Source organism: Chryseobacterium luteum, from assembly GCF_000737785.1.
GTDB classification, from domain to species: domain Bacteria; phylum Bacteroidota; class Bacteroidia; order Flavobacteriales; family Weeksellaceae; genus Chryseobacterium; species Chryseobacterium luteum.
In genome coordinates this window covers 244,689-259,631 of sequence record NZ_JPRO01000007.1, presented here as the reverse complement: position 1 = coordinate 259,631, position 14,943 = coordinate 244,689, and the positions used below count along the sequence as shown (strand labels likewise).

15 protein-coding genes are annotated in these 14,943 nt (G+C 38.1%); 11 read left to right on the top strand and 4 right to left on the bottom strand.

The window, feature by feature from the left end; all coding sequences use genetic code 11:
* From IX38_RS10520 to IX38_RS10500, 5 genes are all read left to right on the top strand, one after another.
* Nucleotides 1-585: a hypothetical protein gene (locus tag IX38_RS10520; protein ID WP_034704598.1), complete on the top strand. Its 585-nt coding sequence runs from the start codon at nucleotides 1-3 to the stop codon at nucleotides 583-585.
* Between the two features lie 296 nt (nucleotides 586-881).
* Nucleotides 882-1,451: a cob(I)yrinic acid a,c-diamide adenosyltransferase gene (locus IX38_RS10515; RefSeq protein ID WP_034704596.1), complete on the top strand. Its 570-nt coding sequence runs from the start codon at nucleotides 882-884 to the stop codon at nucleotides 1,449-1,451.
* The gene (locus IX38_RS10510; RefSeq protein WP_034704594.1) at nucleotides 1,441-2,088 is read left to right on the top strand and encodes a thiamine diphosphokinase; all 648 of its coding nucleotides are present in this window, start codon (nucleotides 1,441-1,443) and stop codon (nucleotides 2,086-2,088) included. The genes IX38_RS10515 and IX38_RS10510 overlap by 11 nt, the downstream gene beginning before the upstream one ends.
* On the top strand, nucleotides 2,085-2,960 hold the full coding sequence (locus tag IX38_RS10505; protein ID WP_034704592.1) for a tyrosine-protein phosphatase: 876 nt from the start codon (nucleotides 2,085-2,087) through the stop codon (nucleotides 2,958-2,960). Before IX38_RS10510 ends, IX38_RS10505 begins: the two co-directional genes overlap by 4 nt.
* 110 nt (nucleotides 2,961-3,070) lie before the next feature.
* Nucleotides 3,071-4,462 (top strand): type III PLP-dependent enzyme domain-containing protein, encoded by a 1,392-nt coding sequence (locus IX38_RS10500; RefSeq protein ID WP_034704591.1) that lies wholly within the window; start codon nucleotides 3,071-3,073, stop codon nucleotides 4,460-4,462.
* A gap of 176 nt (nucleotides 4,463-4,638) precedes the next feature.
* On the opposite strand, the gene IX38_RS10495 is transcribed toward IX38_RS10500, so the two are convergent.
* Nucleotides 4,639-5,298 carry an HAD family hydrolase gene (locus IX38_RS10495; RefSeq protein WP_034704589.1) on the bottom strand — a complete coding sequence of 220 codons (660 nt, stop codon included), beginning with the start codon at nucleotides 5,296-5,298 and terminating at the stop codon, nucleotides 4,639-4,641.
* 171 nt (nucleotides 5,299-5,469) lie between these two features.
* Here IX38_RS10495 and speB point away from each other — a divergent pair, with 171 nt between their 5' ends.
* The 4 genes from speB (at nucleotide 5,470) to IX38_RS10475 (ending at nucleotide 9,557) form a co-directional block, all read left to right on the top strand.
* A complete protein-coding gene (gene speB, locus IX38_RS10490; protein WP_034704587.1) occupies nucleotides 5,470-6,327 on the top strand; it encodes an agmatinase in 858 nt (285 codons plus the stop codon).
* A 69-nt stretch (nucleotides 6,328-6,396) separates the two neighbouring features.
* Complete coding sequence (locus IX38_RS10485; RefSeq protein WP_034704586.1) at nucleotides 6,397-7,242, top strand: bifunctional helix-turn-helix domain-containing protein/methylated-DNA--[protein]-cysteine S-methyltransferase; 846 nt, start codon at nucleotides 6,397-6,399, stop codon at nucleotides 7,240-7,242.
* A gap of 297 nt (nucleotides 7,243-7,539) precedes the next feature.
* On the top strand, nucleotides 7,540-8,937 hold the full coding sequence (locus IX38_RS10480) for a toxin-antitoxin system YwqK family antitoxin (protein ID WP_034704583.1): 1,398 nt from the start codon (nucleotides 7,540-7,542) through the stop codon (nucleotides 8,935-8,937).
* Between the two features lie 8 nt (nucleotides 8,938-8,945).
* On the top strand, nucleotides 8,946-9,557 hold the full coding sequence (locus IX38_RS10475; protein ID WP_394331185.1) for an alpha-ketoglutarate-dependent dioxygenase AlkB family protein: 612 nt from the start codon (nucleotides 8,946-8,948) through the stop codon (nucleotides 9,555-9,557).
* A 205-nt stretch (nucleotides 9,558-9,762) separates the two neighbouring features.
* Here IX38_RS10475 and IX38_RS10470 read toward each other — a convergent pair whose 3' ends face one another.
* From IX38_RS10470 to IX38_RS10460, 3 genes are all read right to left on the bottom strand, one after another.
* Entirely contained in the window at nucleotides 9,763-11,622 is a 1,860-nt protein-coding gene (locus tag IX38_RS10470) for a CocE/NonD family hydrolase (protein WP_034704581.1), read from the bottom strand.
* Nucleotides 11,623-11,822: 200 nt separating this feature from the next.
* Entirely contained in the window at nucleotides 11,823-12,242 is a 420-nt protein-coding gene (locus IX38_RS10465; protein ID WP_034704580.1) for an SH3 domain-containing protein, read from the bottom strand.
* Between the two features lie 7 nt (nucleotides 12,243-12,249).
* Nucleotides 12,250-12,735, bottom strand: coding sequence for a BON domain-containing protein (locus IX38_RS10460; protein WP_034704579.1), 486 nt, complete (start codon nucleotides 12,733-12,735; stop codon nucleotides 12,250-12,252).
* 221 nt (nucleotides 12,736-12,956) lie between these two features.
* Here IX38_RS10460 and IX38_RS10455 point away from each other — a divergent pair, with 221 nt between their 5' ends.
* Nucleotides 12,957-14,207 (top strand): dicarboxylate/amino acid:cation symporter, encoded by a 1,251-nt coding sequence (locus IX38_RS10455; protein ID WP_034704578.1) that lies wholly within the window; start codon nucleotides 12,957-12,959, stop codon nucleotides 14,205-14,207.
* 6 nt (nucleotides 14,208-14,213) lie between these two features.
* The gene (locus IX38_RS10450) at nucleotides 14,214-14,936 is read left to right on the top strand and encodes a phytanoyl-CoA dioxygenase family protein (protein WP_034704576.1); all 723 of its coding nucleotides are present in this window, start codon (nucleotides 14,214-14,216) and stop codon (nucleotides 14,934-14,936) included.
* Nucleotides 14,937-14,943: the final 7 nt, after the last annotated feature.

The window sequence follows — 14,943 nt, the reverse complement described above, 5'->3', positions numbered from 1 at the left end:
ATGAAGAAGTATATTTTGCCTGTTATTCCTGTTTTTTTATTAATCTCATGTAATAAAATCGAAGAGAAAATAGACGAGACTGTTCAGAAAACCAAAGAAACCGTACAGCAGAAAGCTCAGCAGGCCGTAGAAGAAACAGTGAAGAAAACGGTAAGCGAATCGATCAATTCTTTAGCCAATTCCCAGGATGTGAAATTTAACCAGGTATTTCCCGATGCAGGAAAGCCCGTAGTTTCAGAAGATACCGGAAAGAAATTTAAATTTCCCAACGGTTCAGAAGGGTATATCTTTAAATATAAATCGGATATTGCCATACTGCTTCCTTTCCTTGAAAAGCAGCCCTCTTCCGACGAAAGCAAATCAGAAAAAACAGCCCGTAAAATAGACGGACAAAGCATCATCGACAAAATAAGTTTTGTCTCAAAATTTCTTCCTGAAAACACTTTTGATACCAGTTTTTTAGAAGATATTAAAAATGACAAAAATATAGAATATTATAAACTGAAAAGGTTTCCCAACAGCAGTACAATAATCTATAACCCCAAAAACCAGACCGTCATACAATATGTAGAGGTAAATAAATAATTTGTGAATGGCCGGATTTATCCGGTCATTTTTTATTGATACCAAAATATATTCAACAGGATTTAGCCTTACTAAATATAATATCAACAGGATCGAATATATTCAATAGAAACAGGCTTTAGCCCGTTTAAAAGAACCATTTACAAATCAATACGGCTTTAGCCAAAATCTAAATTCTTAAATTAAGGATTCATATCCATACAAATCTGGCCTGAGCCACCCTTAGGAATAAAAAACAAAGAAATCATTCATACATTTTACTTTTTACATTCTGCAAAATAAAGTAATTTAGTACTATGAAAATTTACACTAAAACAGGAGATAAAGGACAGACCGCTTTATACGGCGGTGCAAGGGTTTCCAAGGCCAGTGCAAGAGTAGACAGCTACGGAAATATAGACGAGCTCAATTCATTTATTGGCATTTCAAAAAGTCATATTGAGGATGAAGAAGTTTTGAAACAGCTGAAGAAAATTCAGTTTGATCTGTTTACAGTAGGCTCGGAAGCTGCAACACCGGTTGATAAATTAATGCTGGCTAATGGAAAATCACGTCTGCCTTTAATTATTTCAGACACTGAGATCGAAGAGCTGGAACAGTGGATGGATGCTTTTGAAGATAAATTAGAGCCCCTTCAATACTTTATTCTTCCCGGTGGTGGAAAATCGGCAACATTTTTACATGCGGCAAGAACCATCTGCAGAAGAGCAGAGCGTTCCCTGGTTTTCCTTAATGAATCTGAAGAAGTACGTCCTGAGCTCATCAAGTACCTGAACAGGCTTTCCGATTATCTTTTTGTTTTGGCAAGATATATTTCAAAAATAAACAGCGAGCCGGAAGAATACTGGAATCCGAATGAAAGATAAAGCATTACTCTTCATCAACGGAGACCATCCCAAAACTTTTCCAAACCCGGATCAGTATGGCTTAATTGCCTGTACAGACGGTGCTTTTCATTATCTGAAGGAGCTGGGTTTTCCTTTAGACAGACTGGACTTTATATCCGGTGATTTCGATTCTCATTCAGGGTCAGACGAAAATGTCTACCACGGGAAGTTTATTCTTACCCTTGATCAGGATAAAACGGATTTTCATAAAGCTTTGGAAATTATTTTAGAAAGAGGATTTTCCTCTGTGGATGTTTTTGGAGGAAGCGGTGGTGAGCAGGATCATTTTTTAGGAAATCTTACCGTTGCCTATACCTTTAAAGATAAAATGGATCTGAAATTCTACGACGAATTTTCTGAATATTATTTTGTTCCGAAAAATTTTAAGCTGAAGGGAATCAAAAATAAAATGATTTCCCTATATCCTTTCCCTGTCGTAGAAAATATAACCACCACAGGACTCAACTGGCCTTTAACCAACGGAAGTTTAAGCATCACTTCAAGAATAGGAACCAGGAATTTTGCAGTTGAAGATGAGGTTTCCATTCAGTATGAATCCGGAGACCTGTTGTTTTTTGTTGGAATTAATGAAATAGAATATTCAGGGATATATTGAAACAGTTAATAAAAATATCACTTCTGCTTGTCGCGGTATTTTGTGTTTTCTCCTGTAAAACGCAGGATTTCGCACAACCTGAATATGGCGGAAATGAAGCCGGGAAAACGATCAAAATCAAAAAAGTAAATAATTTCCGGACGGTGGGAAATATTAAAAATTCAGAAGGAAGAATTTTAAAAGAAGGAAAATTCTACAGAAGCGGCCATCTTCATAAACTGAAGAAAAATTCGTTCAAAGAACTGGAAAGTCTGGGAATCAAAGAGATCGTCGATCTTAGAAATTCAAAAGAAATATCTGATAAACCCGACCGGCTTCCTACTGATATGGTTTATAAAAAGTATTCAGCTTTTAATGATGAAGGAGATCAGCTTACCCAGGCCAAAAAGCTTGTTTTAAAAGGAAAAGTAAATGGTTCCGATGCGGATAAAAGAATGATTGATTTCTACCGCGAATACGTGACTGAGAATCCTGAAGTGATTAGAACAATCATCACAGAAATTCTGGAATCTGATCAGCCCGTTCTTTATCATTGTACCGCCGGAAAAGACAGGACAGGAATTATCACAGCTTTAATTTTAACGATTTTAAAATTTGATAAGGCAACAATTTACAATGATTATCTTTTATCCAATAATTACAGGAAAGAATTAGTCCTGAAAAGGCTTAATCTTGCAGATAATCTACATTTCCTATACCCGAAAATGGATGTAAAAGTCCTTGAAAAGCTAAGTTGGGTAGAAACTGCCTATCTCGATGCAGCCTTTGATGAAATCAATAATAAATACGGCTCGATTGATGCTTATGTTCAACAGGTGCTGGGGATTTCAGAAGATAAGAGGGAAGAATACATTAAGAAGTTTACAAATTGATAATCCGTTCAGGTTTCCACCCGGTCCTGTTTTGAAATTTATAATAAATTTAACGCTTAAAAATGAAAGTTTTTTAGCAATTTTGCATTTCTTAATTCACTTGTCAAGAAATGAAAATAAAGTACTCGGAACTTATTGATCAGACATTGTATTTTCCTACGGAAGAATTTAATGTTTCTGAGAACAATTTGTTATTTCACGATGTTCCTTTAATGGAAGTCGTTGAAAAATTTGGCACCCCGCTAAAAATTAGCTACCTGCCGAGAATTTCTCAAAACATCCAGAAGGCGAAAAGCTGGTTCAGGGAAGCTTTTGAGAAAGCCGAATATAAAAAGAATTATACCTACTGCTACTGTACAAAATCCAGTCATTTCAATTTTGTGCTTGAAGAAGCTCTTAAGAACGATATTTCTATAGAAACTTCTTCAGCATATGATATGGATATTGTAAAATCTCTTTATGAGAAGGGGAAAGTGGATAAAAATATTGAAGTCATCTGTAATGGTTTCAAGACCGATGATTATCTGGTGAAGATTTCCGAGATGATCAACAGCGGTTTTGAAAATATTACCCCGATCCTGGATAACTACCGTGAGCTGGATAAACTTACCGAAAGTATTGATACCACTTTTGATATCGGGATCAGGATTGCTTCAGAGGAAGAACCTAAATTCGAATTCTATACCTCAAGATTAGGAATCGGATATAGAGACATTATTCCTTACTACAGCCAGAAAATCGCCGAGCATCCTAATGCAAGACTGAAAATGCTTCACTTCTTCATTAATACAGGAATCAAGGATACGGCTTATTACTGGAACGAATTATATAAATGTCTTCGTGTATACGCACGTTTGAAGAAAATTGCCCCGGAAGTGGATTCACTGAACATTGGTGGAGGTTTCCCGATCAAAACTTCTTTAAATTTCGAGTACGACTATCAGTATATGGTAGAGGAAATCGTTTCTCAGATCAAAAAATTCTGTGAAGAGGAAGGAGTGGAAGAGCCTAATATTTATACGGAATTCGGAAGCTTTACCGTAGGGGAAAGCGGTGCCAACCTTTACAAAATCATCTCTCAGAAACGTCAGAACGACAGAGAGAAGTGGAATATGATCGATTCTTCGTTCATGACTACACTTCCTGATACCTGGGCGATCTCAAGACACTTTATCATGCTTCCATTGAACAGATGGGAAGATACTTACGAAAGAGTGTTCCTGGGAGGGTTAACCTGTGATTCGGATGACTATTATAACTCTGAACAGCATACCAACGCGATCTATCTGCCGGTTTTCAGCGATACAAAACCCCTGTACATCGGATTTTTCCATACAGGAGCGTACCAGGAAACGATCGGAGGATATGGCGGAGTTCATCACTGTCTGATGCCTCAGCCAAGACATGTCCTGATCCAGAAAGACGAAAACGGTGAGCTTCAGTACGAAATTTTCCGTGAAAAACAGGAACCTGAAGATATTCTGAAAATTCTGGGTTACTAATCGAGGATCGGAAATAACGAAGCAAGCTTATCTTAAACAACTTAGTTATTTCTTAATGTTTTAAATTTTAACCATTAAGATTGATTTAGAGATTAAGATCATTAAGAACATTCTCTTTCCGAATGGAATGATAAGATAAAAAAGTAAAGCTCTCAATTTTTTGAGAGCTTTTTCATTTAAAAATATTTTGAAAGTTTATCCAGTTCCAGTTCTTCATAATCTGAAACCACAATATCAGCTAAAGTATAATCCTGATTTTTGGAATGCGGACTCCTGTAGGCAGCACAGAAAATTTTTGCTCTGTGTGCGGCAAGGATTCCGTTGGTAGAATCTTCAATCACCATGCAGTTTTCAACTGGCTCGTTTGCCATTTCTGCGGCCAAAAGAAATACTTCAGGATGAGGTTTGGATTCCTTTAGAGCCGCACCGCTTATTTTCCCGCTGAAATACTGTTCAAGCCCGAACTTTTCAAAAACCATGTTGATCGTGGTCATTGTTGCGGAAGAAGCGAGAATAAGCCTAATGCCATTTTCATGATAATGCTTGATAAGTTCCCTTACTCCCGGAATCAGGTCGAAGTCCTCATCATTATCAAAATAATCTTTGAAGTAGGCTCTTTTTATACCGGCAATAGCTTCGTGGGTCTGGCTTAAACCATATTTCTGGATAAGCGTCTCACAGACTCTTTTTGTGGAAGCTCCTGTGAAAGAGGTATAAAGATCTTCGGAAACGGCAATTTCCAGTTCCTCGAAGGTGGCAAAATAAGCTTTTCTGTGCAGTGGTTCCGTATCTACAATAACCCCGTCCATATCGAAAAGAACAGCTTTTAAGGACATATTTTGTTTTTTTACAAAAATAACTTTTAAAATTTAAACATTAAAAAGATTTAAGAATTTAAAACCTTAAAAAAATCGGGAACTCACAACTCCTGATTTATAACTCAACTACTATTTTGTATCTTTGTGAAATCATTGAATCTTTAAATCATTTAAATTTTTAAATAAAACATGAGAACATACGCAGGAATTCCTGAAGAAAATGCAACGTTAGAAAACTCTAAAGTAATGCTGGTAACCGTTCCTTATGATGGAACTTCAACATGGGGAAAGGGAGCTGATAAAGGCCCTGAACTATTCTTGGACGCTTCCGAAAACATGGAGCTTTATGACATTGAAACAGGAACCGAACCTTATCTTGACGGAGTATACCTGGCAGGAGAAATTTCTGAAAATTCAAGTCCGGAAGCGATGACGGAAGCTGTTTACCAAAAAACCAAAGAGCTTTTGAATAATGAAGGAAAGGTATTTACACTTTTCGGTGGTGAGCACTCTGTTTCCATCGGTTCTATCCGTGCGGTAGGGGAGAAATTTGAAAATCTTACCGTTCTTCAGCTGGATGCCCATACAGACTTGCGTCCTGAATTCCACGGTTCCACTTCTAACCACGCATGTGCGGTTTTTGAAGCCAATCAGAAGCATAACCTGGTTCAGGTGGGAATCCGCTCTATGGATATTGAGGAAGCTGAATACCTGCCGGAAGGAAGGGTGTTTTTTGCCCATGAGATCGCAAATAATGACAACTGGGTCAATGATGTTTTAGAAAAAGTTTCAGGAAACGTTTATATCACCATCGACCTTGATGCCTTTGATCCGTCAATTGCTCCTTCTACGGGAACTCCGGAACCGGGCGGCCTCCAGTGGTATCCTACTTTGGAATTGTTGAGAAAAGTATTTGAAAAATGCAATGTAGTAGCTTTTGATATTGTAGAATTAATGGATTCTCCGATGCCCAAGCCAACAGCTTTCTTAGCCGCTAAATTGTATTACAAAATGCTTGCTTACAACCATATTTATAAAAATAACTAAAATTCCGCAAGAATCAGATTTTTTCTGCCCTGTATTCTTTGGATATTTGTGAGGTAAAAAAGAAATAGTATGTCCGCACAAAGTCAGATAGATTATAACCGAATTGCCAAAGCGATAGAGTATATCCGGAGCAATTTCAGGCTTCAGCCGGGTTTGGAGGAAGTGGCAGAGAATATTCACCTGAGTCCGACTCATTTTCAGAAGATATTTACAGAATGGGCAGGAACAAGTCCGAAGAAATTTTTACAGTTCATCAGTCTTGAACATGCTAAAAGTTTACTGAAAGAAGAAAAAGCGACTTTATCTGATGCCGCTTATGAAACAGGATTATCCAGCACAAGCAGGCTTCATGACCTTTTTGTGAATATAGAAGGAATGTCTCCGGCGGAATATAAAAACGGCGGAAAAAGCCTGAACATCAATTACAGCTTTTCCAAAAGTCCTTTTGGATATGTAATGGCAGCATCTACAGAAAAAGGAATCTGCTATATGGCTTTTGAAGACGATAAAGAAACAGCATTGGGCAATCTGAAAAGTAGATTTCCCAATGCTTCTTTTTTTGAAAAGCAGGATGCCTTGCAGAAAAACGCCCTGTCCATATTTGATAAAGACTGGACGAAGCTCAACACGATTAAGCTACATTTAAAAGGAACAGATTTTCAGCTTAAAGTCTGGGAAAGCTTACTTTCTATCCCGATGGGAAAGCTTTCCACCTATGGAAATCTCGCTGAAAAAATAGGAAACCCGAATGCCTCAAGAGCTGTCGGAACTGCGATTGGCAGCAATCCTGTGGCATTTCTTATTCCATGTCACCGCGTGATACAGTCAACGGGTAATATTGGAGGTTACCGGTGGGGAAGCGATAGGAAACAGCTGATTATAGGCTGGGAAAGCTCACATATCTATTCTGAATAATTCATTATTTACCACCAAAGTTTACAAAAGCGCTTTTGCTTATTTTAGAAAGTTTGGTGTTTTAAAATACGCTTGTTCACAAATTGATCAGGAGTTTTTGTAGACTTCGTTTATAAATACCGGATTTAGGTTTGGGCTGAAGCCCGATGGAATTTTATGATTGATAAAAACGGACTAAAGTCCGTTTCTGTTGAATTGAATATATGGTTTTCGATAAAGATTATTGCTGTGATTTATGTTTTATATTACCTTTAGTTTTTGAAATGTATCATATTTTGAATTGATAATGCATCATCAATGAATTTTGAAATTAAAGAAGGCCCTAATTTACTTTCCATAGGCTATGAACCTGGATACTACAGTGAAAGTCTTACAATAGGAAACAGCCCCGTGCTTTTTCTGTGGGATGACTGTGACGATCCGGGAGATGAAAATTTGGTGTTGCTTCCTGTTGATAACGAAAGTAAACATTTAATTAATAATAAGCTGAAGGGTATTGATCTTGATGCAGATTATACAGACCGGATCGGGGATTTGTATGATATTTTACAGCCCTTACTACAGATATTAAAAAACGGAAAGTATCATATTGACTTTTCTATACACAAAATATATAAGGATTCAGGTCTCATTGCTGCTTTTGCAGAAGAGCGGATTGACAACGAGGACGTAGAAAAAGAGATCAGAAAATATGATGATAAATTAAGGCAGAATATCATATATGATTATACTTTTCACGATGCTTACAGAGGAACTCACCGTTTTAATAAGCACGAGCAGCCATTTGTAGCCTGGAAATCTAAAGAAGAGATTAATATCAATCTTATAAAACATTATGAAATTCTTATTTCTTCCGGTGAGAGGCCGTTTGCCATCATTTTTACCGGAAAATTTTTAGAAGATGATGATGATCCGCACGAATATATTCTGGACGGGCATCACAAGCTTTGTGCTTATAAAAACCTTGGAATTGATCCGCCTTGTGTCGTCATCAAATTTCTGCCGGAAGATCGAACGGAATTTGAAATCGATCTGGAAAGTATTTCCAGGCTGATCTATCCGTGGCAGTTTAATCACTTTTACGAAAACTGGCATGGAAAGAAAAACTATTTTAAGAATAACCCTGAAAGTTCCCTTAAAAAATATCTCAAAAACGGGTTCGTCACATTTCTGTATCCTGACGACAGAAAAAGAGCTGAAGGTTTCTATATCAATGACCTGCCGGATGGCGATTTTAAATTTTGGTATGAAAACGGAAAAGTAAGCAATATCAAAAGTTTTTCTCTTGGAAAACCTACCGGAAAGTCGGTATATTACTATGATGAATCGGTTCCTGATGTTGATGAAGATTATTCGGATCTCCGCAATATGGGCTATGAATTTATCTATAAAAACGGGGACCTCAGAATTACTAAGAAATGGAACAGAGAAGGAAAAATAGAATCCATTGCCCTCCATGAATTCAAAAGCATAAAACAGATTCCTTTAACGGATCAGATTATTTGGGAATATTCAATGGAAAGTTACAGGAAGATATTACAAAAGAAGGAACAGGAAGAAAAAAAGAGACAACTTGAAAAAGAAGCCAGAGATATCCAACTGGCAAAAACACGAAAAGAAGAAATCCTGTATGAACGCCTGAAGCTCCTTCTGATCCTTGTAATTGTTGTGTTAGTTATAGTTTACTTTTTATAAATTAAATGATGATAAACCTGTTTGAAGACCTGTCGGAATATTCTCTGAATATTCTTCCGCATGACGGAACGGTCAACTATTACGGAAAAGTCTTTACTAAAGAAAAATCAGATTTTTTCTGTGACTATCTCCTGAATCAGATTCCCTGGGAAAATGATGAGGCAGTGATCTTCGGGAAATTAATTTTGACCAAAAGAAAAGTAGCCTGGTTCGGGGAAAAAGCCTTTGAATACACCTATTCAAAGCGGACAAAATATGCGAAATTCTGGACACCCGAATTGCTGGAATTAAAGGAGAAATGTGAAGAGATTTCAGGAGAAACCTATAATTCCTGTCTTCTCAATCTATACCATGACGGAAGTGAAGGAATGGCCTACCACAGCGATGGAGAAAAAGACCTTAAAAAGCATGGTGCCATCGCTTCCCTGACATTCGGGGCAGAAAGAAAGTTTTTATTTAAGCATAAAACCACCAAAGAAAAAGTGGAAATATTCCTTGAAAACGGCAGCCTGCTGATTATGAAAGGACTGACACAGGAAAACTGGCTGCACAGGCTTCCCCCAACAACCAAAGTGAAAACCCCAAGGATAAATCTTACGTTCAGAACGATTGAAGAGTAAAAGCCACTGATGGCTAAAGCACCCGAAGCCACTACGGACCAACCTAGATAAAAAGATGATTGCCGAGTTCTTGTGAAGCCCCCGGTCAGCATGATATATGAAAAAAATCCGGTCGCTGAATCTATCAGGCAGCCGGATTTTATGTTTAAGATAATTGTATTATTACTATTACTGGTGGCTGAGGCACTCGAAGCCACACTGATTTTTATTTCAATACTTCAGCTTCAATAGAACTGTCATTATACACTTTAATAAAAGCTTTTGTGTAGTCTTCCTTCGTTGCGAAATTGGGATTTTCCATGAATTTCTGAGGGTTTATCGCAAAAAGCGGCCACCATGTGCTGCTGATCTGGATCTGGATTTTGTGTCCCTTTTTGAAAGTATGCATCACATCCTGCAGTCTGAAATTGACAGCTGTTTTCTGGTTAGGAACCAGGGCTTCACCTTTTTCTCTTGAATTTCTGAACCTTGCAGGCATGATCTCACTTCTTACCATCTGGTGATAATTAGGATAAACCACACCGTCTTTCTTTTCCGCAGGTTTAAAATCTTCAGGATAAACATCAATCAGTTTTACGGCAAAATCTGCGTCGGTAGAAGTGGAAGCGATATTCAGCTTAGCCATAATCTCTCCCGCGAAGCTTATATCTTCTGTTAAAACATCAGTAGTAAATGTAAGAACGTCTGGTCTTCCTACAGCAAATCTCTGATCTTCTGACATATAATTTTTAGGCGTAAAACCGTTGAAATCCTTCAGATTGTCAGAACTTAAAACAGGATTATCCGGATCACTGTAGTATTCCGAAAAGCCCTGGCCTGCGGTATTTTTCAACGTTCCGTCAGTTAAGTAGAAGTTGATCTTCCAGGCATTTTTTGGGGGATAAGAGGCAAATTCTCTCCATTCTTTAGATCCTGTGTCATACATCAAAGCTTCCGGAAGGCCGGCATCTTCTTTTGTGTTTCCTTTTAAATAATGATTGAAAAATTTAGTTTCAATATTCTTCTGGTAATACGTCGCGATGCTGTCCCCGAAATAGATCTGGTTATGGAAATGTTTCCCCTGTTCCTGCGCCCATGCTCCGTGGGAAAAAGGTCCCATCACGATGGTGTTTTTCGCTTTTGGACTTGTCTTTTCTATGGTTTTGTAAATATTCAGAGGTCCTGAAAGATCTTCAGCATCAAACCAGCCGCCAACAGTCATTACTGCATGGTTTACATTCTTTAAATGGGGAAGAAGGCTTCTTTTCTGCCAGAATTCGTCATAATCCGGATGGTTCATAATTTCCGTCATGAAGAAATTGTTCCTGTAATATTTTTCGTAGCCGTCCTTTAAAGTTCCCATATCTCTGTAAAACTTAAGGCCGTCTTCCGAAGTCTGCTTTACGAAAGTATCCATATACCAGGCTTTGTTTTCAGGCTTTGTCTTCTGAACCCCGAAAACAGGGAATGTTCTGAAATATCCCAGCATAAATCTGCCGTTGTGAAGAAAATCATCATTCCAGAAATCAGAAATAGGAGCCTGTGGAGACGAAGCGACCAAAGCAGGATGCTGTGCCAGTATCCCTGCTGCAGTGTAAAATCCGGGATATGAAGTTCCGTATTGGCCTGCCTTACCATTATTGTCTTTAACATTTTTTAAAAGCCAGTCTATCGTATCATAAGTATCTGTACTTTCGTCTACATCTTTCTTGGTTTTATGGTCCACCTGGGGTGTCATATTGGTGAAGATGCCTTCGCTCATATACCTTCCGCGTACATCCTGAAATACAAAAATGTATTTGTCCTTCATCAGGTACTGGTTAGGTCCCAGCTTGGTCCTGTATTCGTTTTCACCGTAAGGAGCAATGCTGTAGCAGGTTCTCTGCATCAGGAAAGGATATTTGTTTTTATTTGAAATGTCTTTCGGGATATATACGGCTGTGAAAAGCTTTACCCCGTCACGCATCGGAATGTAAAATTCCTTTTTGGTGAAATTATCTTTTACGAAAGTATCCGCCTGGTCTTTATTCTGCGCACTTCCAAGGATAAAAAATAAAATAAATACAATTGAAATATGGATCTTCATAAATAAAATTTACGGCTAATTTAGAAATAAAATAACTTCAATACACCTATAGTCTCAATCTTTCAGACGGAAATGGAAGAGAATAGGAGAACAGCAAGCTATTTGAGGACAAATATTTTGGATCTGAGATAAAGTATAAAAAAAACATCCCCGATTGGGGATGCCATATTGATTTTTCAAAAATTTGATATTCCGAAAAATTAAGCTTTTAAATATCTTGAATAAGCATAGCCTTCCTGACCGTCGTCAGTTTTAACTTTCCACCAGTCATCAGAAGTCTGCTCGATCAGAGTTACCGATGAACCTTTAGCTACTTTTCCTACTACAGCAGCCTCTGTAGAAGGCTCCTGTCTGATATTCAGGTTAGAATCTTCTGTAGCAACAGTTAAAGCTGCACCTGAAGCCAATCCTGAAACCTGTACATCAATATTGATGTCTGAAGCCGAATAGGTAGAATCAATAGTTCCCAAAGCATTCCATACTGCGTCTTTTGCAGCTGTGTTGGAAGCGCTTCCTGAAACATAAAGAATACCATCCTGCTCCTGAACCTGAAGATTGGAGATTCCTGCAGACTGTGCTGCTGAAACTACGCTTGAATATTTATCTTGTAATGTACTCATCTTAAAATTATTTTACCACTAGGTTATTGTTATACTTTCCGATTTTCAAAGCATCTACAGATTCTTTAATCTTTTTTGCCTGAAGGCTTGAAACATTTCCTGTAAGTGTAAGCTGTCCGTTTAGAACCTCTACTTTTACAGAAGGGAAATCTTTAACAGCATCCTGAACTTTTTTCTGAACTGCAGGATCTACAGCAGATGCAGTTTCTACCTGTGCAGGTGCAGCCGGAGCTACAGTAGACATGTCCATTACATCTTTTACTCCGTTAATAGCTTTTAAATTTGCAATCATGGCATCCTTAGACTGCTGATCGGCGAAAGTTCCGCTTAAATGAGCCACTCCTTCTTTTACTTCTACAGAAGCATTGGGATTAGAAGTTACCACAGTTGTAGCCTGAGTCTGAAGATCGGCATCAGAAATTTTCTTTTTACAAGAAACTGATCCGAAAGATACTGCTACAGCTAATGCAGCCATTGCGATAGTTTTTTTCATAGTTGTATATTTATTAATGTTGTTAATACAATCAAATGTAATAATAAAATCTGTACCAAAATAACAAATGCTCCATAAATGTTTCTTAAAATTTTTACAATATTTTATAAATCAGCGGTTTAATTTTGAAGTATTAAAATCCTGACCTCAATTTAGCCGGATTCAGACAAAATCTTGTACCAATTGAAAAACTGTTATATTTGTGGGAATTGAATATATATATGAAAGGACAGAATAAACTTTTTATTGCCATTATCATTGCGCTTATCCTGGGAGTAGGAATCGGAGGTCTGGTACATGTACAGTATCCTGAAAGTGCAGAACCTTTTTCCAAGAACATCAAACTGCTGGGAACGGTTTTTATCAGGCTTGTACAGATGATCATTGCACCGCTGGTCTTTACTACGCTCGTAGTTGGAATTGCCAAAATGAGCGATATCAAAATGATCGGAAGGGTAGGAACGAAAGCAATGCTGTGGTTTATCAGCGCTTCACTGGTTTCTCTGTTTATAGGGCTGATGCTGGTCAACTGGCTTGAGCCGGGACATGTAACCAAACTGCCTATCCAGGATGCAGCTGCTGCAGAAGATCTTTTAAAGAGCAGTAAAGGGTTTTCCCTGGAAGACTTTGTAAAACATGTGGTCCCTAAAAGTTTATTTGAAGCTTTTGCCACCAATGAGGTGCTTCAGATTGTCGTTTTTTCCATTATGTTTGGGGTTGCCCTTGCTAATTTAGGGGAAGAATATTCCAGACCGGTAGTTAAGCTTTTTGATATTATTGCCCATGCTATCCTTAAAATGGTTGGCTATATTATGTGGTTTGCGCCGCTTGGTGTTTTGGGAGCTATTGCCGCAGTAGTGGCCATGAACGGGTTTGAAATATTCAAAGTCTATGCAATTTACCTGAGAGATTTTTTCTTTGCACTGGGTGTGCTTTGGCTTATTCTGCTGCTGGTAGGGTATATGATTTTAGGAAACCGGCTTTTTGAACTGCTTAAAAGAATCAAAGCCCCGTTACTGATTGCTTTTTCTACAACAAGTTCAGAAGCAGTATTCCCGAAGCTGGTGGAAGAGCTTGAAAAATTCGGATGCAACAACAGAGTTGTATCTTTTATCCTGCCTTTAGGATATTCATTTAACCTGGACGGAAGTATGATGTATATGACGTTTGCTTCCATTTTTATAGCACAGATCTATGGCATCGAAATGTCATTGGGACAGCAGATCACAATGCTTTTGGTATTAATGCTTACTTCAAAAGGTATTGCGGGCGTTCCGAGAGCCTCACTGGTGATCATCGTAGCAACCTGTTCCATGTTTGGCATTCCGCCGGAAGGTATCGCTTTGATCCTGCCGATCGACCACTTCTGTGATATGGGAAGAAGTATGACGAATGTATTAGGAAATGCACTGGCAACTTCTGCCGTTTCCAAATGGGAAGGGCAGCTGGAAAATACACCTCAGGAAGTTTAATCGCACATGACAAAACAATATATACAGAATCATAAACAATATTTTCTTGAAAAAGGCCTTACCGTAATCAATTCGGTCTTTTCTGATGATGAGATTGAAAAGATGATAAAATGCATTCAAAATGCAGACACATCGAGAGATAATTTCAGAAAATCTGATGATCTTTTTGCCGTAAGACAGCTCCTGAAAGAAATCCCGGAAATTAAAGAGCTGATATTTAACGATACCGTTAAAACCATTATAAGGCAACTGTTCGGGGAAAAATATTTTGCAGTAAAAAGCATTTATTTTGACAAACCGGAAACTTCAAACTGGTATGTTGCCTATCATCAGGATCTGACGATTTCGGTGGATAAAAAGCTGGAAATGCAAGGTTTCGGGCCTTGGACCACTAAGAAAAATCAGTTTGCTGTACAACCGCCTCTGCCTGTGCTGGAAAATATCTGTACCATAAGGATCCATCTGGATGATACGGATGAATATAACGGAGCACTGAAAGTGATTCCGGGATCTCACACCAAAGGAATCTACAGAACGGAAACTATAGACTGGGGTACTGAAACGGAAAAAATCTGCGATGTACGGAAAGGGGGTATCATGATCATGAAGCCGCTTATGCTTCACGGTTCAAACAGAACAACAAACGACAAAAAAAGAAGAGTAATTCACATCGAATTTTCTGATATGGAACTGCCACAGGATCTAAAATGGTCTGAAAAATTGAATTAAAGCCACG